The organism is Streptomyces canus (genome assembly GCF_030815415.1).
Taxonomy (GTDB): Bacteria; Actinomycetota; Actinomycetes; order Streptomycetales; family Streptomycetaceae; genus Streptomyces; species Streptomyces canus_F.
The window spans coordinates 3,968,570-3,983,937 of the sequence record NZ_JAUSWW010000001.1 but is presented as its reverse complement, the minus strand read 5'-3'; the positions used below and the strand labels follow the sequence as shown (position 1 = coordinate 3,983,937).

Here is a 15,368-nt window from a genome sequence, read left to right as displayed (position 1 = left end):
GCTGCATCGATATGCGGCTCCGCCGCGTGGGCGCGACCAGCCACGACGCACCCGCAGTCGAACAACACTCAGGAGCCACCCAAAATGTACGAACTCAGAAGCGTCACCAAGCGCTACACCCGCGGCAAGGAATCCGTGGACGCCCTCGCCGGCATCGACCTCACCATCGCCGACGGCGACCGCCTCGTCATCCAGGGCCCCACCGGCGGCGGCAAGTCCACCCTCCTCCAGATGCTCGGCGGCCTGGACCGTCCCACGGCGGGCGAGGTCGTCCTCGACGGCACCGACCTGGCCAAGCTCTCCGAGGCCAAACTCACCAGGGTCCGCAGCGAGAACATCGGCTTCGTCTTCCAGTCCTTCAACCTGATCCCCACGCTCACCGCACAGGAGAACGTGGAAACCGCCCTCGTCCCCCTCGGCACCAAGGTGAAGGAGCGCCGCGAACGGGCCGTCGAGGCACTGAAGTCCGTAGGCCTCGGGGAACGCCTCGGACACCTGCCCGGCGAGATGTCCGGAGGACAGCAGCAGCGCGTCGCGATCGCCCGTGCCCTCGTCAAGAACCCCAAGGTGCTGCTCGCCGACGAACCCACCGGCAACCTCGACGAGTCGATGCGCGACGAGATCATGGACGTACTCGAACGCATGTGGAAGGAGCTCGGGCTCACTTTCATCATGGTCACGCATGACTCGGCCCTCGCGAAGAAGGCCCCGCGGATCGCGACCATCCGCAAGGGCAAGATCACGGTGAAGGAGAACGCGGGCGCGTGAATATGAGCAACACGTAACAGTGCCTCCTGTGGGGTTCCTGTCTATTGAGGTGCCTGATCGCCCCCCGGCATACTGCGTATTCCGGGGGGCGACGCGCATGCGTACGGGACCACCCCCGGCTGGGTGAACGGGGAATTCACCCGGTTCTTCTGCAAGGGGGAAACTTGCGCAGACAAGTGAAAAGAGTGTGTGCTGCCACCGTGGCCACGGGAGCAGCGGTCGCCCTCGCGGCGGGCATGACCAGCCCCGCGGCGGCGCAGCCGGAGCAGGCGGCGCCCTCACCGGCGGCCTCCTCTTCGCTCAAGGCACACCACCGCATCACCCTCATCACGGGTGACCGGGTCTCCGTGACCGCCAAGGGGCAGGTCGTCAGCGTCGAGCGGGCGGAGGGGCGCGAGCACATACCCTTCCAGGTCCGCAAGGCCGACGGGCACACCCTGGTCATCCCCGGCGACGCGGCCCGTCTGGTCGCCGCCGGCAAGCTCGACCAGCGGCTGTTCGACATCACCGAGCTCAACAAGTCCGCGACCCGCAAGTCGCAGGCCAAGGGCCTGAAGGTGATCGTCGGCTACAAGGGCGCCGCCACCGCCGCCAAGGACGACGTCCGCGACGCCGGCACCCTGCGCCAGACCCTCAAGGCACTGAACGCGGACGCGGTGCAGACCCCGACCGCCGACGCGCCCGAGCTCTGGGACGCGGTCACCAACGGCGACAAGACGGCCTCCGGCATCGCGCACGTCTGGCTCGACGGCGTCCGCAAGGCCAGCCTCGACAAGTCCGTGCCGCAGATCGGCGCCCCCAAGGCGTGGGCCGCCGGTTACGACGGCAAGGGCGTCAAGATCGCCGTCCTGGACACCGGCGTCGATGCCACTCACCCGGACCTCAAGGACCAGGTGATCGACGCCAAGAACTTCTCCGCGGCCGCCGACGCCACCGACCACTTCGGCCACGGCACGCACGTCGCGTCCATCGCGGCGGGCACCGGCGCCAAGTCGGGCGGCAAGTTCAAGGGCGTGGCGCCCGGCGCCAAGATCCTCAACGGCAAGGTCCTCGACGACTTCGGCTCGGGCGACGACTCCGGCATCCTCGCCGGCATGGAGTGGGCCGTCGCGCAGGGCGCCGACGTCGTCAACCTCAGCCTCGGCGGCATGGACACCCCGGAGGTCGACCCGCTGGAGGCGGCGGTCAACAAGTTCTCCGCCGAGAAGGGCACGCTCTTCGCGATCGCGGCGGGCAACTCCGGTCCGCAGTCGGTCGGTTCGCCGGGCAGCGCGGACGCCGCGCTCACCGTCGGCGCCGTCGACGACAAGGACGTCCTGGCCCCCTTCTCCAGCACCGGCCCGCGGGTCGGCGACAGCGCCATCAAGCCGGACGTGACCGCGCCGGGCGTGGACATCACGGCCGCCTCGGCCAAGGGCAGCGTCATCGAGCAGGAAGTCGGCGAGAAGCCGGCCGGCTACCTGACCATCTCCGGTACGTCGATGGCGACCCCGCATGTCGCGGGTGCCGCGGCGATCCTCAAGCAGGAGCACCCGGAGTGGACGTACGCCGAACTGAAGGGCGCGCTGACCGCCTCCACCAAGGGCGGCAAGTACACCCCGTTCGAGCAGGGTTCGGGCCGGATCCAGGTCGACAAGGCCATCAAGCAGACCGTGATCGCCGAACCGGTGTCGGTGAGCTTCGGTACGCAGCAGTGGCCGCACACCGACGACAAGCCGGTCACCAAGAAGCTGACGTACCGCAACCTCGGTGACAAGGACGTCACGCTGACGCTCTCGTCGAAGGCCACCAACCCCAAGGGCGCGGCGGCTCCGGCGGGCTTCTTCAAGCTCTCCAAGACGAAGGTGACCGTCCCGGCGGGCGGCACGGCCTCCGTCGACTTCACCGTCAACACCAAGCTGGGCGGCACGGTCGACGGCGCGTACTCCGCGTACGTGACCGCGACGGGCGGCGGCCAGACGGTCCGTACGGGCGCGGCCGTGGAGCGTGAGGTGCAGTCGTACGACCTCACCATCAAGCACATCGGCAAGGACGGCCGGCCCACCAAGGACTACAACACCGTCGTCGTCGGCTACACCGGTCTGGCCAAGGACCGCGGCTACCAGGTGACGGTCGACGAGTCCGGCACCACGAAGATGCGGCTGCCCAAGGGCGACTACCTGCTGGACGCGTGGATCGCCAAGGACTGGGTCACCTTCGAGGGCGGCCTCGACTGGGTGGTCCAGCCGAAGCTGAGCATGACCAAGAACCGCTCGGTGACGATCGACGCCCGCAAGACCAAGACGTCCGACATCACGGTCCCGGACGCCTCGGCCAAGCCGGTGTCCGCGATGATCAGTTACTTCTACGAGCCCGCGATGCTGCCCATCGGGGTCGGCATGGACTCCTTCGAGAACATCCGGATCGCGGCGCTCGGTGCCGATGTCCCCAGCGGTCTGACCCAGACCTGGTTCGGTCAGTGGGCGAAGGGCGCGACCGCCGAGTACGACGTGGCGACCAGCGCCGACGTCAAGCACCTGGTCGGCGACAAGGTCCGGCACTACAAGCAGAGCGAGCTCGCCACGGTCAAGGCCGCCATGGGTGCCGCGGCGAGTGGCAAGACCGGCGCGATCAGCCCGTGGGGCCTGCTGCCGAACGACTTCGTCTTCGGTGCGCCCGTCGAGCAGCCGCTGCCCGGCACCCGCACCGTCCACCTGTCCACGGGTGACCAGATCCAGTGGGGCCTGGACTTCCTGCAGTACGGGGGAGCCAAGGACCCGGACGGTCTCCCCATCCCGGAGGCCGGCTACACGCTGGGTGAGCCGCAGACGTTCAAGCCGGGCACCACGTCCACGAAGACCTTCAACACCGCGGTCTTCGGCCCGCACATCAACAAGATGAACGGCGTCTTCCGCGAGGGCAACTACCTCTACGGGGCTCTGTCGCTGTTCGCCGACGGCGCCCAGCACTCGGGCTCGTCCGACTTCACCGCGGTGAAGACCGAGCTGTACCGCAACGGCACGAAGATCGGTTCCAACCAGGACCCGCTCTTCGGGGAGACGTTCACGGTTCCCGCCGCCGACGCCGAGTACAAGCTGACGTCCTCCGTGAAGCGGAGCGTCAAGCTGGCGGCGGCCTCGACGCGGATCGACGTGAGCTTCACGTTCCGCTCGAAGAAGGCCGCCGGCGACGACGCCGTCACGCTGCCCGCCTCCACGGTCCGCTTCAACGCCAAGACGGGGCTGGACAGCCGCGTCAAGGCCGGCGAGACGGTGAAGATCCCGGTCAGCGTCGAGGGCGCGGCCAAGGGTTCCAACCTGAAGTCGCTGTCGGTGTACGTGTCCTACGACTACGGCAAGACCTGGAAGAAGGTCACCGTCACGGGCGGCAAGATCACCGTGAAGAACCCGGAGAAGGGGAAGGCCATCTCCTTCCACGCCAAGATCGCCGACAAGAAGGGCAACAAGTCGACGATCTCGATCTACAACGCGTACTACGGAAAGTAGTCCGCGGCAGTAGGCCATGAGCGAAAGCCCCACCGGAGGTGCAGCCTCCGGTGGGGCTTCCGTGTTTGTGTGGGCCCATGACCGCCCACACCGTGGAATACGTCCGGTACCACATCCCGGAAGACCGTTCGGCGGAGTTCCTGGCCGCCTACACCCGCGCCGCGGCCCAGCTGGCGGCGGCGCCGCAGTGCGTGGACTACGAACTGGCGCGCTGCGAGGAGGACTTCGCGCACTTCGTCCTGCGCATCACATGGACCTCGACGGAGGACCACATCGAGGGCTTCCGGAAGTCGGACCTCTTCCCCGCCTTCCTCGCCGAGATCCGTCCGTACATCGCCGACATCGAGGAGATGCGGCACTACAAACCGACGACGGTACGCGGCGCGGGCTCGGCCGTGCCCACGCTGTACGAGTGGGCGGGCGGCGCGGAGGCCTTCGCCCGGCTCACGTCGGTCTTCTACGGCAAGGTCCTCAAGGACGACCTGCTGGCCCCGGTGTTCGACGGCCTGGCCCCCGAGCACGCCGAGCACGTGTCCCTCTGGCTGGCGGAGGTCTTCGGCGGCCCGCCCGGGTACTCCGAGACCCAGGGCGGCCACGGCCACATGGTCGCCAAGCACCTGGGCCGGGGCATCACCGAGCCTCAGCGCCGCCGCTGGGTCGGCCTCATCCAGGACGCCGCCGACGAGGCCGGCCTGCCGACCGACGCCGAGTTCCGCTCGGCCTTCCTCGCCTACGTCGAGTGGGGCACCCGGCTCGCGGTGTACTTCTCCGGCCCGGACGCCAAGCCGCCGGCGGAGCAGCCGGTGCCGAAGTGGGGGTGGGGGATGATGCCGCCGTACCAGGGGTGACGTAGGGTCCGCGCATGACCGCTGCCGTGACCGCCATGATCACCGCCGTGGTCGGTGTCCTCGGCACTCCCTTCGCCCCTGTCCTCAGCCAGCGGCTGACCTCGCGACAGCGGGCGGAGGAGGCCGAAGTCGCCGAACGCAGATGGCTGTTCGAGGACCGGCGGACCGCCTGCACGGCGATGCTGTGCCTTCTGGGGGGCACCCCCAGACCCCCAGGCCTCGCGGCAGTTCCACACCCTCCTCGGGACCGGTCCGCCGAGGCGCAGATGGTCGTGCCCGAGCGGATCCTTGAGGCCTCGCGGGCCGTGAACGAGGTGCTCGCGGGCATCGACGCCTTGGTGAAGCGGCTCGACCGGGGGCGGGCCCGGGACGGGGAGAGCGCCGTGCGGGCGTTGCTCGACCTGAAGGAGGCCGAGCCCCGGCTGTCCGAGATGCGGCGGCTGATGCGCGAGGACCTCGGCGTCGCGGACTGAGGCGCCCGGTCAGGTCCGCGGGGCCGTCGAGCCCTTGCCCGCCCGGGTCGCGTCCGTGCCCCAACTGGCCAGCAGGCGCAGGGCCTCCGCCGAGGGCGAGCCGGGTTCGGCGTGATAGGTGATCAGCATCTGTTCGCTGTCGTCGGAGAGCCGGAACGACTCGAAGGAGAGGGAGAGTTCGCCCACCAGGGGGTGGCGGAAGTGCTTGACGCCGTAGCCCTTCTCCTTGACGTCATGGGTGGCCCACAGACGTCTGAACACCTCGCTCTTGACCGAGAGTTCGCCGACCAGGGCGGACAGGCGCGGGTCGTCGGGGTGGCAGCCCGCGTCCATGCGCAGATAGCTGACGATGTCGGTCGCCTTCGATTCCCATTCCATGAACAGGTCGCGGTACTCGGGCCGCAGGAACACCATCCGGGCCCAGTTTCGGTCCTGCGGCGGCAGTTCGGACCAGTCGCCGAAGACCGCCGCGGCCATCCGGTTCCAGGCGAGGATGTCGGAGCGCCGGCCCGAGATGTAGGCCGGGACCCCCTCGATCGAGTCGAGCAGCTGGAGCAGCGCTCCGCGCACCTGCTGGGTCCGCCCGGTCTGCTTCTTCTTGTGCTGCTTCGGCTTCGCGAGATGCGTGAGATGGGCGTGCTCGGCGTCGGTCAGCTGCAGGGCACGGGAGATCGCGTCCAGGACCTCCGCCGACACGTTCCGTCCGTTGCCCTGCTCCAGGCGCGTGTAGTACGCCACCGACACCCCGGCCAGCTGCGCCAGCTCCTCGCGCCGCAGCCCCGGCACCCGCCGGTGCCGTCCGAAGTCCGGCAGGCCCACGTCCTCCGGCTTCAGCCGGGCCCGCCGGGTGCGCAGGAACTCGCTCAGCTCGGCACGCCGGTCCAGCGCGCCGCCGGAGGGCTCCTGTACGGGTTCGGGGCGTTCGTCCATGCCTCAAGTATTCACGGTCGTACGCTCATCATCCTGACCCCGCCAGTAGTAGGAACAGTGAACGTAGGCAGAGCGGTGACCTGGGTGAACATCCTCCGGTCGGGCAGGGTGGTGTCGTACCCGGTCAGAAGGCGGCCGGGTGCGACACCACTGCTAGGAGAACCCCGGCATGACCACCGTTGCTGCGTACGCCGCCCCCGCCGCGAAGGCTCCGCTGGAGCGCACCACCATCGAACGGCGCGCGGTCCGCGAGTTCGACGTCCTGATCGACATCAAGTTCGCCGGCATCTGCCACTCCGACATCCACCAGGCCCGTGAGGGCTGGGGCGAGGCCATCTTCCCGATGGTCCCCGGCCATGAGATCGCCGGCGTCGTGTCCGAGGTGGGACCCGGCGTCACCAAGTTCCGGGTCGGCGACCGGGTGGGTGTCGGCTGTCTCGTCGACTCCTGCCGCGAGTGCGAGAGCTGCAAGGCCGGTGAGGAGCAGTACTGCACCGGCGGGAACGTGGGCACCTACAACGCGGTCGGCAAGGACGGCGAGCCCACTTACGGCGGCTACTCCGAGAAGGTCGTCGTCGACGAGAACTTCGTCGTCGGTATCCCCGAGGGCATCGCCCTCGACGAGGCCGCGCCGCTGCTCTGCGCCGGCATCACTCTGTACTCCCCGCTCAAGCACTGGAACGCCGGCCCCGGCAAGAAGGTCGCGATCGTCGGTCTGGGCGGCCTCGGCCACATGGGCGTCAAGATCGCCCACGCGCTCGGCGCCGAGGTCACCGTCCTCTCTCAGTCCCTGCGCAAGCAGGAGGACGGCCTCAAGCTGGGCGCCGACCACTACTACGCCACCAGCGACCCGAAGACCTTCGAGGAGCTGGCCGGCACCTTCGACCTGATCGTCTCCACGGTCTCGGCCCCGCTCGACTTCAGCGCGTACCTCTCCCTGCTCAAGCGGGACGGCGCCCTGGTGAACGTCGGCGCCCCCGAGGAGCCGATCTCCCTCAACCTCTTCTCCGTGATCGGCGGCCGCAAGACGCTCGCCGGCTCCATGATCGGCGGTATCGCCGAGACCCAGGAGATGCTGGACTTCTGCGCGGAGCACGGCTTCGGCGCGGAGATCGAGCTGATCCGCGCCGACGAGATCAACGAGGCGTACGAGCGGGTGCTGGCGAGCGACGTCCGGTACCGCTTCGTCATCGACACGGCGACGATCTGAGACACGGCGACGATCTGACGCCTGCCGCATGACCGAGGGCCCCGGAGCCGCACTGCTCCGGGGCCCTCACCGCTTCCCCAGCAGCCACAGCAGTGAGCTGTCGTACGACCAGACGCGCGGCGGTGGGACCGGAGTCGAGGTACCAGGGGTCGTCGTCGACCTTCACCGCGTGCCCGGCCCGGAGTAGAAGATCCAGTCCCCGTCGGCGGTGTCGACGCTCTCCGGCCCGATACGAAGACGGCACCCCTCCTGGTCACCGGCGGCACGGGCACCCTGGGCGGTCATGTGGTTCCGCTGCTGCGGGCGGCCGGTCACGAGGTGCGGGTCCTGAGCCGCGGTGCCCGCGAGGGCGGGGACGGCGTCGAGTACGTCACCGGCGATCTCCTGACGGGGGAGGGCGTGGCGGCGGCGGTGGCCGGTGTCGGGACGGTCCTGCATCTGGCGGGCGGGCCGAAGGGGGACGACGAGGCGACCCGGAACCTGGTGCGGGCCTGCGTCGGCGCCGAGGCGCGTCACCTCGTCCAGATCTCGGTCATCGGCGCCGACCGCGTCCCGCTGACCTGGCTGCGGACCGAGCTCGACGCGGAGCGGGCCGCCGCCGGCTCGGGCATCCCCTGGACGACCCTGCGGGCGGCCCAGTTCCACGAGCTGACCCTCACGATGATCGAGAAGATGACGAAGCTGCCGGTGCTCCCGGTGCCGGGAGGTCTGCGTCTTCAGCCGGTGGACTCGGCCGAAGGGGCGGCGCGGCTCGTCGAGTTGACGTTGGGGGAGCCCCAGGGGCTGGTCCCCGACATCGCGGGTCCGAAGACGTACGACATCGCCGAGCCGGCCCGTCCCTACCTCGGACTCCGGGGAAAGCGGACCCGGTTGAGGATGCCGGTGCGGATACCGGGCAAGGCGGGGAAGGCGTACCGGGCGGGGGCGAACCACGCTGCGGGGGGGGCGGAGACGGGGAAGCGGGCGTGGGAGGAGTTCCTGGCGGGGCGCGTGGGGTGACTCAGTCTGCGGGGGCGCGGGTCCACAGGGTCACGTCGCTGCTGGTCGCCACGGCGAGAGTGCGGCCGGAGGGGGAGAAGCCGACGGCTCGCAACTCGGAGTGGGACGAGTGGAAGATGTGCCACCACCCCTCTCCGTGCGGTGCGCGGTGCGGCATGCTGCTGCCGCGGGACAACAGGACCCGGTCGTGCGGCCAGTCGGGACTCACGACCTCCAGGACCCAGCCGTCCCCGCTGCCGGTGTGCAGAGCACCGCCGAGAAGCCCGGCGACGTACACCCGGCGATCGGCGATCGGCCCGAGCCCCCTGCACAACAGCCCGGGAGGCATGTCGCGACCGCACTCCTCGGCATCGGGATCGGGGTCGCGGTCCCGGGCGATCCTCTCTCCCGTGACAGCGTCGAACAGCCCGTGCCCGTCCCCGGAGACGACCATCACCAGGTCCCTCCCATTCCCCGGATGCGTGGCGAAACCGATGCCGAGCAACCCTCCGACGGGGACACACCCCTCGAAGACCGACCGCCAGGGCTCGGGCGCGGGCACGACCGGGGCGGCGAGCATACGGTCCCGCAACTCCGCCTGATAGACGGTCAGTCCACCACGACCACCGGCCTGCTCCATGTTTGTCATCCCACCATGATCCCGGATCTCGGTTCGGGCCTTCGGGAGCGGGACTGACGTTCTACTCTGCTGGTCGATGCTCCGGTGGGGAGCGGGTGGGGAACGGGTGGGGACGACGATGGTTCGGCAGTCGCGGGTGGGTGTTTGCCTGGTGGTGGTCACGTTGTGCGTGACGGTCGCCGGATGCGGTTCCGGCGCGGACGCCTCGGCGGACGTGGCCGTCGTGGAGGCGGAACCGTTGAGCGCGGCGGAGCTCGAAGAGGCGGTGCTCGCTGGGGCGGACCTCGGGGGTTACGACGTCGAGAAGGTGGTGACGGGCACGTCCGCGTCGCGGCGTACGGCCGATCCCGACGAATGCACCCCCGTTGCCCGGGCGTTGGGGGGAAGCAGCGGCTTCGGCGCCGTCGCGCGTGCCGGCCGGATGGTCTTCTCGAAGAAGGACAGCGCGACCGGCGCGACCGTGATCCTGTCGTCGCACAGCGGTCAGGACGCCGCGCGGGTGATCGCCGAACTCCGTACCGCCGCCGAGAAGTGCGAGACCTTCGAGGACGTCACGGCGGACTTCCCGTACGAGGACACCGAACTGCGGCCCGACTCGGGTTACGGCGACGAGTCCGTGTCCCTGCGGCTCACTCAGGTCGCGGCCGGCGCCGGGGACGAGCAGCCTGTCCGGGTGCCCTTCGCGGTGGTGGCCGTCCGGCAAGGAGCCACGGTCGCCATGTTCTACGACTTCGACCGGCCCCGTGCGTCGGGAGACTCGCCCCCGGCCGCCGTGCCGGAGGCGATCGTCGAGGCGCAGCTGAAGAAGTTGACGGCTTCCGGGTGAGTGTGACCCCGGCACGGCGTCAGGGCACGGCCGGTCCGGTGATGAGCTGTCCCTGGGCGTCGTAGGGCCAGACGTTGGGGACACAGCCCTTCAGGCCCTTGATCTGCTGCATCATCGCCGGGGCGGGTCTGCCGGGGCCGGGGCAGGTGACGTGGCCGTGGCGCAGGAAGTGGCCGACCTCGTGGTTGATGATCAGGGCCCGGTAGGACCGTACGTCGTCGGCGTAGTACTGCGTGGCCAGTTCCCAGCGCTTGAGGTTGACCATGACGTCGTCGTTCACGCTGCAGTTGTACTCACCCCCGGTGTCCAGGCCCTGCGTCGCGCAGATCTTGTCGACGGTGCCCGGAGTCGCGACCTTGACCACGAAGTCGGCGCCCCCCGAGGAGATCCGCTGGAACGCGGAGGTGCCGTCCGCCGTCCAGCCCCGGGGGTCGGCCAGGATGCGGTCCACCTGCTCGGCCACGTCCGCCGCATCCAGGTCGAGCCCTGTCTCGACCTGGACCCGGTAGCGCAGGGCCCTTCCGTTGCCGGCCTTGGGGCTGCCGCCGGATGCGGTGACGAAGGTTCCGGGGCCGGTCGCGGGGATCGTCGAGGTCTTGCGGGACGGGGCGGGGGCGGGTTTGGCCCGCTGAGTGGAGCGCGCGTCGGTCGTCGGCGCCGGAGTCGATGTCGGTGTCGCCTTACGGTCGGGGGCCGTCTTCCGCCCGGCGTCCGTCCCGGCCTCCCCGTCTCCGGGCGGCGCCCACTGGGCGGCCGCGAAACCGGCGGCACCGAGGACGGTCAGGGCGACCAGGCCCGCCCACACGCGTCCCGTTCCGCGCCGCCTTCCGGAGGCGTGTGTGGCGCCGCGTCGGCGGCGTCGGGAACGATCGGGTGTGGCGGTGTGGGCGGTCATGGTTGGCTAGGTTGTGGTCGCCATGTGATCGGATCTGGCCCGAATGATCACGAAACGATAACGAACGATCCGTCGCGAGCTGTGTGATCATCCGGTAACAGAGTCCGGGCGCGCGCCCGACGGTCCCGATACTGAGCCCATGCCACGAGTTCTGCTGATCGAAGACGACCGCGCCGTCCGCGAAGGGGTCGCCCTGGCACTGCGCCGCCAGGGACACGACGTCGCCGCCGCCGCGACCGGCGAGGACGGCATGGCGCACCTCACGTCCTTCCGCCCCGACGTCGTGGTCCTCGATCTGATGCTGCCCGGCATGACCGGCCTGGACGTGTGCCGGGGCATCCGCTCCGTCGACCAGACCCTGCCGATCGTCATGGCGACCGCGCGGGGCGACGACGTGGACATCGTCGTGGGCCTGGAGGCGGGCGCCGACGACTACGTCGTCAAGCCGGTGCAGGCCGGTGTGCTGAACGCCCGTATCCGCGCGGTACTTCGCCGGGCGGGCGGCGCCGCGGCCGACGGCGCCGGCCTGCCGAGGATCGACACCCACGGCGAGCTCGCCATCGACCGGGCCGGTCTCACCGTCACCGTCGCGGGGACCCCGGTCGCCCTCGCCCCCTCCGAACTCCGCCTCCTCCTCACCCTCTCCGCCTCGCCCGGACAGGTCTTCAGCAGACAGCAACTGCTGGAGGCGGTCTGGGAGCACAGCTACCACGGCGACGCCCGCCTGGTGGACGCCTGCGTGAAACGGCTGCGCGCCAAGATGGGCGAACCGCCGCGGGATCCGCGCTACATACAGACGGTGCGTGGCTTCGGCTATCGGTTCGCGGCCAAGTGAGACGTCGTACGGCGGTGAGCGGGCGTACGAGGGTGGGGTTCCCGGCGTGGATCGCGCGCGGCGGTCTGCGGATGCGGCTGGTCGTGGCGTTCGGGCTCGTCGCCGCCCTGGCCACCATGACGACCGGCGCCCTGGCCTTCCGGGAGGCCCGCAACGGGGTCCTCAAGCAGAGCCAGGACACGGTGATCGCGCAACTGCGCGCCCAAGTCGGTCGCCTGGCACCGGACTTGGCGTACCCCCCGTCCCGGCAGTCGCTGCGCCGGTTCGCCGTGGACGTGGCCCGCGCCGAACCGGCGGCCACCTGGCGGGTGTTGGTCCGCTACAAGGGGATCTCCGAGACCTCGGCCCCGGGCGACCCCTTCGACGCGCTGACGCCGGCCGTGCGGGAGGCCGTCGACGCGAGCCAGGCCACGGTGTTCCAGCGGGTGCGCGACGGTGGACGTACCTCTCTGCTCGTCGGCATGTCGGTCGTCTTCGCCGGTCCCACCCGGGGCGTTCCGGTGCTGTCCGGCGTCCAGGTCTTCCTCACCGTGCCCCAGACCGGCGAACAGGCGTCCGTCGACGCCCTGGTCACCGCCGTGGAGCGGGCGATGGTTCCGGCCCTCGGCGCCGCCGTACTCCTCGCCCTGTTCGCTGCCCGCGGCGTACTGCGTCCGGTCCGTGCCCTGCGTCGCGCCACCCGCAGCATCGCCGAGGGTCACCTCGACACCCGCCTCGACGTCAACGGCTCCGACGAACTCGCCGACCTGTCCCACACGTTCAACGAGACCGCGGCGGCCCTGGAGCAGTCCGTCGCCGAACTGCGCGCCATGGAGGCGCGGGCCCGCCGTTTCGTCGCGGACGTCTCCCACGAACTGCGCACCCCGCTGGCCGCGATGTCGGCGGTCACCGACGTCCTCGACGAGGAGGCCGGGCACCTCGATCCCGATACGGCCACCGCGGTACGGCTGATCAGCGAGGAGACGGTCAAACTCGCCCGTCTGGTCGAGGACTTGATGGAGGTCTCCCGTTTCGACGCGGGCGCGGCGGTCCTCCACCTGGACGAGATCGACCTCGCCGAGTCCATCCGCCGCACCCTCGCCTCCCGCGGCTGGTCGGACGAGGTGGAGACGGCACTGCCGGGCCCCGACGCACTGCGCGGAAGGGTCGACCCGCGGCGGCTGGACGTGGTCGTGGCCAACCTGGTCGGGAACGCGCTGCGGCACGGGGCGCGGCCGGTGCGGATCCGATTGTCGGCGGGTGTACCGGCGAAGGAGGTACCGGCGGACGTACCGGCGGCCGCCTCGGTGATCGTCGAGGTGACGGACAGCGGCCCCGGCATCCCGGCCGACGTACTCCCGTACGTCTTCGAGCGCTTCTACAAGTCGGACAGTGCGCGCACCCGTACGGAGGGCAGCGGGCTGGGCCTCTCGATCACGGAGGAGAACGTACGGATGCACGGCGGGACGATCCGCGCGGCGAACCGTGCCGAGGGCGGCGCGGTCTTCACCGTAGAACTGCCGCTACGGCGGGACGAGTCGGAGAGCGGAGGGTCTTCATGAAGCCGGGGTCACTCCTGAAGCCGGCCCATGCCGCCGCGCTGCTCGTCGCGGCGTCGGTCCTCCTGCTCTCCGGCTGCGACATCCCCACGACCGGCGTGGTGGAGGCGGGCGGACCCGCGAGCGGAATCCCCCCGACCGTACCGATCTACCTGATCCGGGACGGCGCCCTGGTCGCGGTGGACCGCACGATCTCCGACGCCGGCGAACCCGTGGCAGCCGTCGAGTCACTCCTCAAGGGCCCGACCCCACAGGAACGACGCAAACACCTGACCACCGAACTGGCCCGCCAACTCCCCGCCACCACCCTCCCGACCCCCTCGCCCGCCGAGCCGGCCCCGGAGGAGTCGGTACGGCTGATGACGGAGACCGACAGGATCCGCCTCGAACTACCTATCTACGCAGGCAAGTTGACCCCCCTCGCGGCGAACCAGGTCATCTGCACCGCGGCCCGCGCGTATCTGCTCACCCGCCCGGATCTGGACTCGACGACGGTGACGGTGACGGACGCGGCGGGCAGGACCTTCGAAGGGGGCGTGGAGCGCTGTCCTGAGCTGTAGCGCGGGGCGTCCTCGCTTCATCCCCGCAGGTGGGCGAGGAGACCGTCGCCCTCGGGGAAGGGGAGTTCCTCGGGCAGCAGCCGGGCGGCGGAGTCCAGATCGCCGCTGCGGACCCGTGCGTGTATCTCGCGGGCGAGCGGGGTCACGTCACGGATGGAGACCGTCCACTCGTCCGCGTATCGCCGAACCGCCTCACCGGAGAGGCCGAGTTGCAGGGCGCGGTGGGGCAGGGGCCGCAGGTGCAGGTCCCGCTCGGGATCCCACTGCACCCGAGCGGGCGCCCGCTTCAACTGGCGCTGCCAGGCGGCCCGGTCGGGGTGCAGGCCGCGGACATAGCCGGACAGGCACGCGTGGCGCAGCGCCCACTCGAAGCCGCCACGGGTGATCTCGACGGCGAGCACGGTCTCCTGCCCCTCCTTCGTGGCCCAGCCGCAGCGGTACATCATCCAGAGAAAGCTGGGCTTGATCCACGACATACGGTCGCGCTTCCACGCCGCCGGGAAACGGCCCTCGCGGGCGGCCGACAGGCCGAGGGCAGGGGAGTACGCCTGGTAGACGGTGATCGTGGATGCCGTGTGGGCCGCACGGATCTGGTGGCGGGGCTGTTCCATGACGTACAGGGTGGGGTCGCTCCGGGTGGTGGGACCAGTGGTTTTCGACCCGCCCGGACCTGTCCTGGCGAGTCGCGGCGTGCCGTGCGCCCGGCACGGAATCGTCGGAAGCCCTCGTGCGTTGAGGGGGGTGGGTCCGGGATGCCCGTCGTGCGAGCCGAGCAGCCCGAGTGACCGAGACGGCAGATATGGGAGGAGCGGGAATGGCTGCGCAGACGCAGAGGGCCGTGCTGGCGGGCGGATGCTTCTGGGGGATGGAGGAGCTGATCCGCCGACTTCCGGGCGTGACGGCGACCCGGGTGGGATACACCGGGGGTGACGTGCCGAACGCGACGTACCGCAACCACGGCACGCACGCGGAGGCCATCGAGATCCTCTTCGACCCCGCGAAGACCGATTTCCGGGCGCTCCTGGAGTTCTTCTTCCAGATCCACGACCCGAGCACCAAGAACCGGCAGGGCAACGACATCGGTCTGAGCTACCGCTCGGCGATCTACTACGTGGACGACGAGCAGAAGCGGATCGCCGAAGACACGATCGCGGACGCGGACGCCTCGGGCCTGTGGCCGGGCAAGGTCGTCACCGAGGTGGAGCCTGTGGGCCCGTTCTGGGAGGCCGAGCCCGAGCACCAGGACTACCTGCAGCGTTACCCGGACGGCTACACCTGCCACTTCCCGCGCCCGGGATGGCGGCTGCCCGCCCGCGCCGAGGGCTGACCGAGGGGCGGCCCGGCGCAGGACCCGCGGCCGGGCCGCGTACGCGGTACCCGAG

Annotated in this window: 16 protein-coding genes; 11 read left to right on the top strand and 5 right to left on the bottom strand. The window is 70.3% G+C overall.

Annotated features, from left to right (window positions below; translation table 11 throughout):
• Positions 1 to 84: 84 nt before the first annotated feature.
• The 4 genes from QF037_RS18265 (at position 85) to QF037_RS18250 (ending at position 5,574) form a co-directional block, all read left to right on the top strand.
• Positions 85 to 768, top strand: a complete 684-nt coding sequence (locus tag QF037_RS18265) for an ABC transporter ATP-binding protein (protein WP_307026594.1) — start codon at positions 85 to 87, stop codon at positions 766 to 768.
• A gap of 236 nt (positions 769 to 1,004) precedes the next feature.
• Complete coding sequence (locus QF037_RS18260; protein WP_307037230.1) at positions 1,005 to 4,253, top strand: S8 family peptidase; 3,249 nt, start codon at positions 1,005 to 1,007, stop codon at positions 4,251 to 4,253.
• A gap of 77 nt (positions 4,254 to 4,330) precedes the next feature.
• Positions 4,331 to 5,101 (top strand): group II truncated hemoglobin, encoded by a 771-nt coding sequence (locus QF037_RS18255; protein WP_307026592.1) that lies wholly within the window; start codon positions 4,331 to 4,333, stop codon positions 5,099 to 5,101.
• A 14-nt stretch (positions 5,102 to 5,115) separates the two neighbouring features.
• On the top strand, positions 5,116 to 5,574 hold the full coding sequence (locus QF037_RS18250) for a hypothetical protein (RefSeq protein WP_307026590.1): 459 nt from the start codon (positions 5,116 to 5,118) through the stop codon (positions 5,572 to 5,574).
• A gap of 9 nt (positions 5,575 to 5,583) precedes the next feature.
• Here the strand turns inward: QF037_RS18250 and QF037_RS18245 are convergent, their stop codons facing one another.
• Complete coding sequence (locus QF037_RS18245) at positions 5,584 to 6,504, bottom strand: helix-turn-helix domain-containing protein (protein WP_307026588.1); 921 nt, start codon at positions 6,502 to 6,504, stop codon at positions 5,584 to 5,586.
• Between the two features lie 169 nt (positions 6,505 to 6,673).
• On the opposite strand from QF037_RS18245, the gene QF037_RS18240 reads away from it, so the two are divergent.
• Positions 6,674 to 7,714: an NAD(P)-dependent alcohol dehydrogenase gene (locus QF037_RS18240; protein WP_307026586.1), complete on the top strand. Its 1,041-nt coding sequence runs from the start codon at positions 6,674 to 6,676 to the stop codon at positions 7,712 to 7,714.
• 162 nt (positions 7,715 to 7,876) lie between these two features.
• On the opposite strand, the gene QF037_RS18235 is transcribed toward QF037_RS18240, so the two are convergent.
• Complete coding sequence (locus tag QF037_RS18235; protein WP_307026584.1) at positions 7,877 to 7,999, bottom strand: hypothetical protein; 123 nt, start codon at positions 7,997 to 7,999, stop codon at positions 7,877 to 7,879.
• On the opposite strand from QF037_RS18235, the gene QF037_RS18230 reads away from it, so the two are divergent.
• A complete protein-coding gene (locus QF037_RS18230) occupies positions 8,000 to 8,713 on the top strand; it encodes an SDR family oxidoreductase (protein ID WP_307026582.1) in 714 nt (237 codons plus the stop codon).
• A gap of 1 nt (position 8,714) precedes the next feature.
• On the opposite strand, the gene QF037_RS18225 is transcribed toward QF037_RS18230, so the two are convergent.
• The gene (locus QF037_RS18225) at positions 8,715 to 9,332 is read right to left on the bottom strand and encodes a hypothetical protein (protein ID WP_307037227.1); all 618 of its coding nucleotides are present in this window, start codon (positions 9,330 to 9,332) and stop codon (positions 8,715 to 8,717) included.
• Positions 9,333 to 9,483: 151 nt separating this feature from the next.
• Between QF037_RS18225 and QF037_RS18220 the strand changes: the two genes are divergently transcribed.
• Positions 9,484 to 10,158, top strand: a complete 675-nt coding sequence (locus tag QF037_RS18220; protein WP_307026580.1) for a hypothetical protein — start codon at positions 9,484 to 9,486, stop codon at positions 10,156 to 10,158.
• Between the two features lie 19 nt (positions 10,159 to 10,177).
• Here QF037_RS18220 and QF037_RS18215 read toward each other — a convergent pair whose 3' ends face one another.
• A complete protein-coding gene (locus QF037_RS18215; protein WP_307026578.1) occupies positions 10,178 to 11,053 on the bottom strand; it encodes a DUF3152 domain-containing protein in 876 nt (291 codons plus the stop codon).
• Between the two features lie 139 nt (positions 11,054 to 11,192).
• Between QF037_RS18215 and QF037_RS18210 the strand changes: the two genes are divergently transcribed.
• The 3 genes from QF037_RS18210 to QF037_RS18200 all read left to right on the top strand — a co-directional run bounded on the left by QF037_RS18210 (position 11,193) and on the right by QF037_RS18200 (position 13,986).
• Positions 11,193 to 11,888 carry a response regulator transcription factor gene (locus QF037_RS18210; protein ID WP_307026576.1) on the top strand — a complete coding sequence of 232 codons (696 nt, stop codon included), beginning with the start codon at positions 11,193 to 11,195 and terminating at the stop codon, positions 11,886 to 11,888.
• 71 nt (positions 11,889 to 11,959) lie between these two features.
• On the top strand, positions 11,960 to 13,429 hold the full coding sequence (locus tag QF037_RS18205; RefSeq protein ID WP_307037225.1) for a sensor histidine kinase: 1,470 nt from the start codon (positions 11,960 to 11,962) through the stop codon (positions 13,427 to 13,429).
• On the top strand, positions 13,426 to 13,986 hold the full coding sequence (locus QF037_RS18200) for a hypothetical protein (RefSeq protein WP_307026574.1): 561 nt from the start codon (positions 13,426 to 13,428) through the stop codon (positions 13,984 to 13,986). The genes QF037_RS18205 and QF037_RS18200 overlap by 4 nt, the downstream gene beginning before the upstream one ends.
• Before the next feature lie 17 nt (positions 13,987 to 14,003).
• Here QF037_RS18200 and QF037_RS18195 read toward each other — a convergent pair whose 3' ends face one another.
• Positions 14,004 to 14,597 carry a DUF4291 domain-containing protein gene (locus QF037_RS18195; RefSeq protein ID WP_307026572.1) on the bottom strand — a complete coding sequence of 198 codons (594 nt, stop codon included), beginning with the start codon at positions 14,595 to 14,597 and terminating at the stop codon, positions 14,004 to 14,006.
• A 203-nt stretch (positions 14,598 to 14,800) separates the two neighbouring features.
• Between QF037_RS18195 and msrA the strand changes: the two genes are divergently transcribed.
• On the top strand, positions 14,801 to 15,313 hold the full coding sequence (gene msrA / locus QF037_RS18190; RefSeq protein WP_307026570.1) for a peptide-methionine (S)-S-oxide reductase MsrA: 513 nt from the start codon (positions 14,801 to 14,803) through the stop codon (positions 15,311 to 15,313).
• Positions 15,314 to 15,368: the final 55 nt, after the last annotated feature.

What these genes read in the sequence shown, in the direction of transcription:
- QF037_RS18225 (WP_307037227.1), bottom strand. Translation starts at nt 9,332, where the DNA reads ATGGAGCAGGCCGGTGGTCGTGGTGGACTGACCGTCTATCAGGCGGAG.
- QF037_RS18245 (WP_307026588.1), bottom strand. Translation starts at nt 6,504, where the DNA reads ATGGACGAACGCCCCGAACCCGTACAGGAGCCCTCCGGCGGCGCGCTG.
- QF037_RS18250 (WP_307026590.1), top strand. Translation starts at nt 5,116, where the DNA reads ATGACCGCTGCCGTGACCGCCATGATCACCGCCGTGGTCGGTGTCCTC.
- QF037_RS18265 (WP_307026594.1), top strand. Translation starts at nt 85, where the DNA reads ATGTACGAACTCAGAAGCGTCACCAAGCGCTACACCCGCGGCAAGGAA.
- QF037_RS18200 (WP_307026574.1), top strand. Translation starts at nt 13,426, where the DNA reads ATGAAGCCGGGGTCACTCCTGAAGCCGGCCCATGCCGCCGCGCTGCTC.
- QF037_RS18195 (WP_307026572.1), bottom strand. Translation starts at nt 14,597, where the DNA reads ATGGAACAGCCCCGCCACCAGATCCGTGCGGCCCACACGGCATCCACG.
- QF037_RS18240 (WP_307026586.1), top strand. Translation starts at nt 6,674, where the DNA reads ATGACCACCGTTGCTGCGTACGCCGCCCCCGCCGCGAAGGCTCCGCTG.
- QF037_RS18235 (WP_307026584.1), bottom strand. Translation starts at nt 7,999, where the DNA reads ATGACCGCCCAGGGTGCCCGTGCCGCCGGTGACCAGGAGGGGTGCCGT.
- msrA (WP_307026570.1), top strand. Translation starts at nt 14,801, where the DNA reads ATGGCTGCGCAGACGCAGAGGGCCGTGCTGGCGGGCGGATGCTTCTGG.
- QF037_RS18255 (WP_307026592.1), top strand. Translation starts at nt 4,331, where the DNA reads ATGACCGCCCACACCGTGGAATACGTCCGGTACCACATCCCGGAAGAC.
- QF037_RS18215 (WP_307026578.1), bottom strand. Translation starts at nt 11,053, where the DNA reads ATGACCGCCCACACCGCCACACCCGATCGTTCCCGACGCCGCCGACGC.
- QF037_RS18205 (WP_307037225.1), top strand. Translation starts at nt 11,960, where the DNA reads ATGCGGCTGGTCGTGGCGTTCGGGCTCGTCGCCGCCCTGGCCACCATG.
- QF037_RS18210 (WP_307026576.1), top strand. Translation starts at nt 11,193, where the DNA reads ATGCCACGAGTTCTGCTGATCGAAGACGACCGCGCCGTCCGCGAAGGG.
- QF037_RS18260 (WP_307037230.1), top strand. Translation starts at nt 1,005, where the DNA reads ATGACCAGCCCCGCGGCGGCGCAGCCGGAGCAGGCGGCGCCCTCACCG.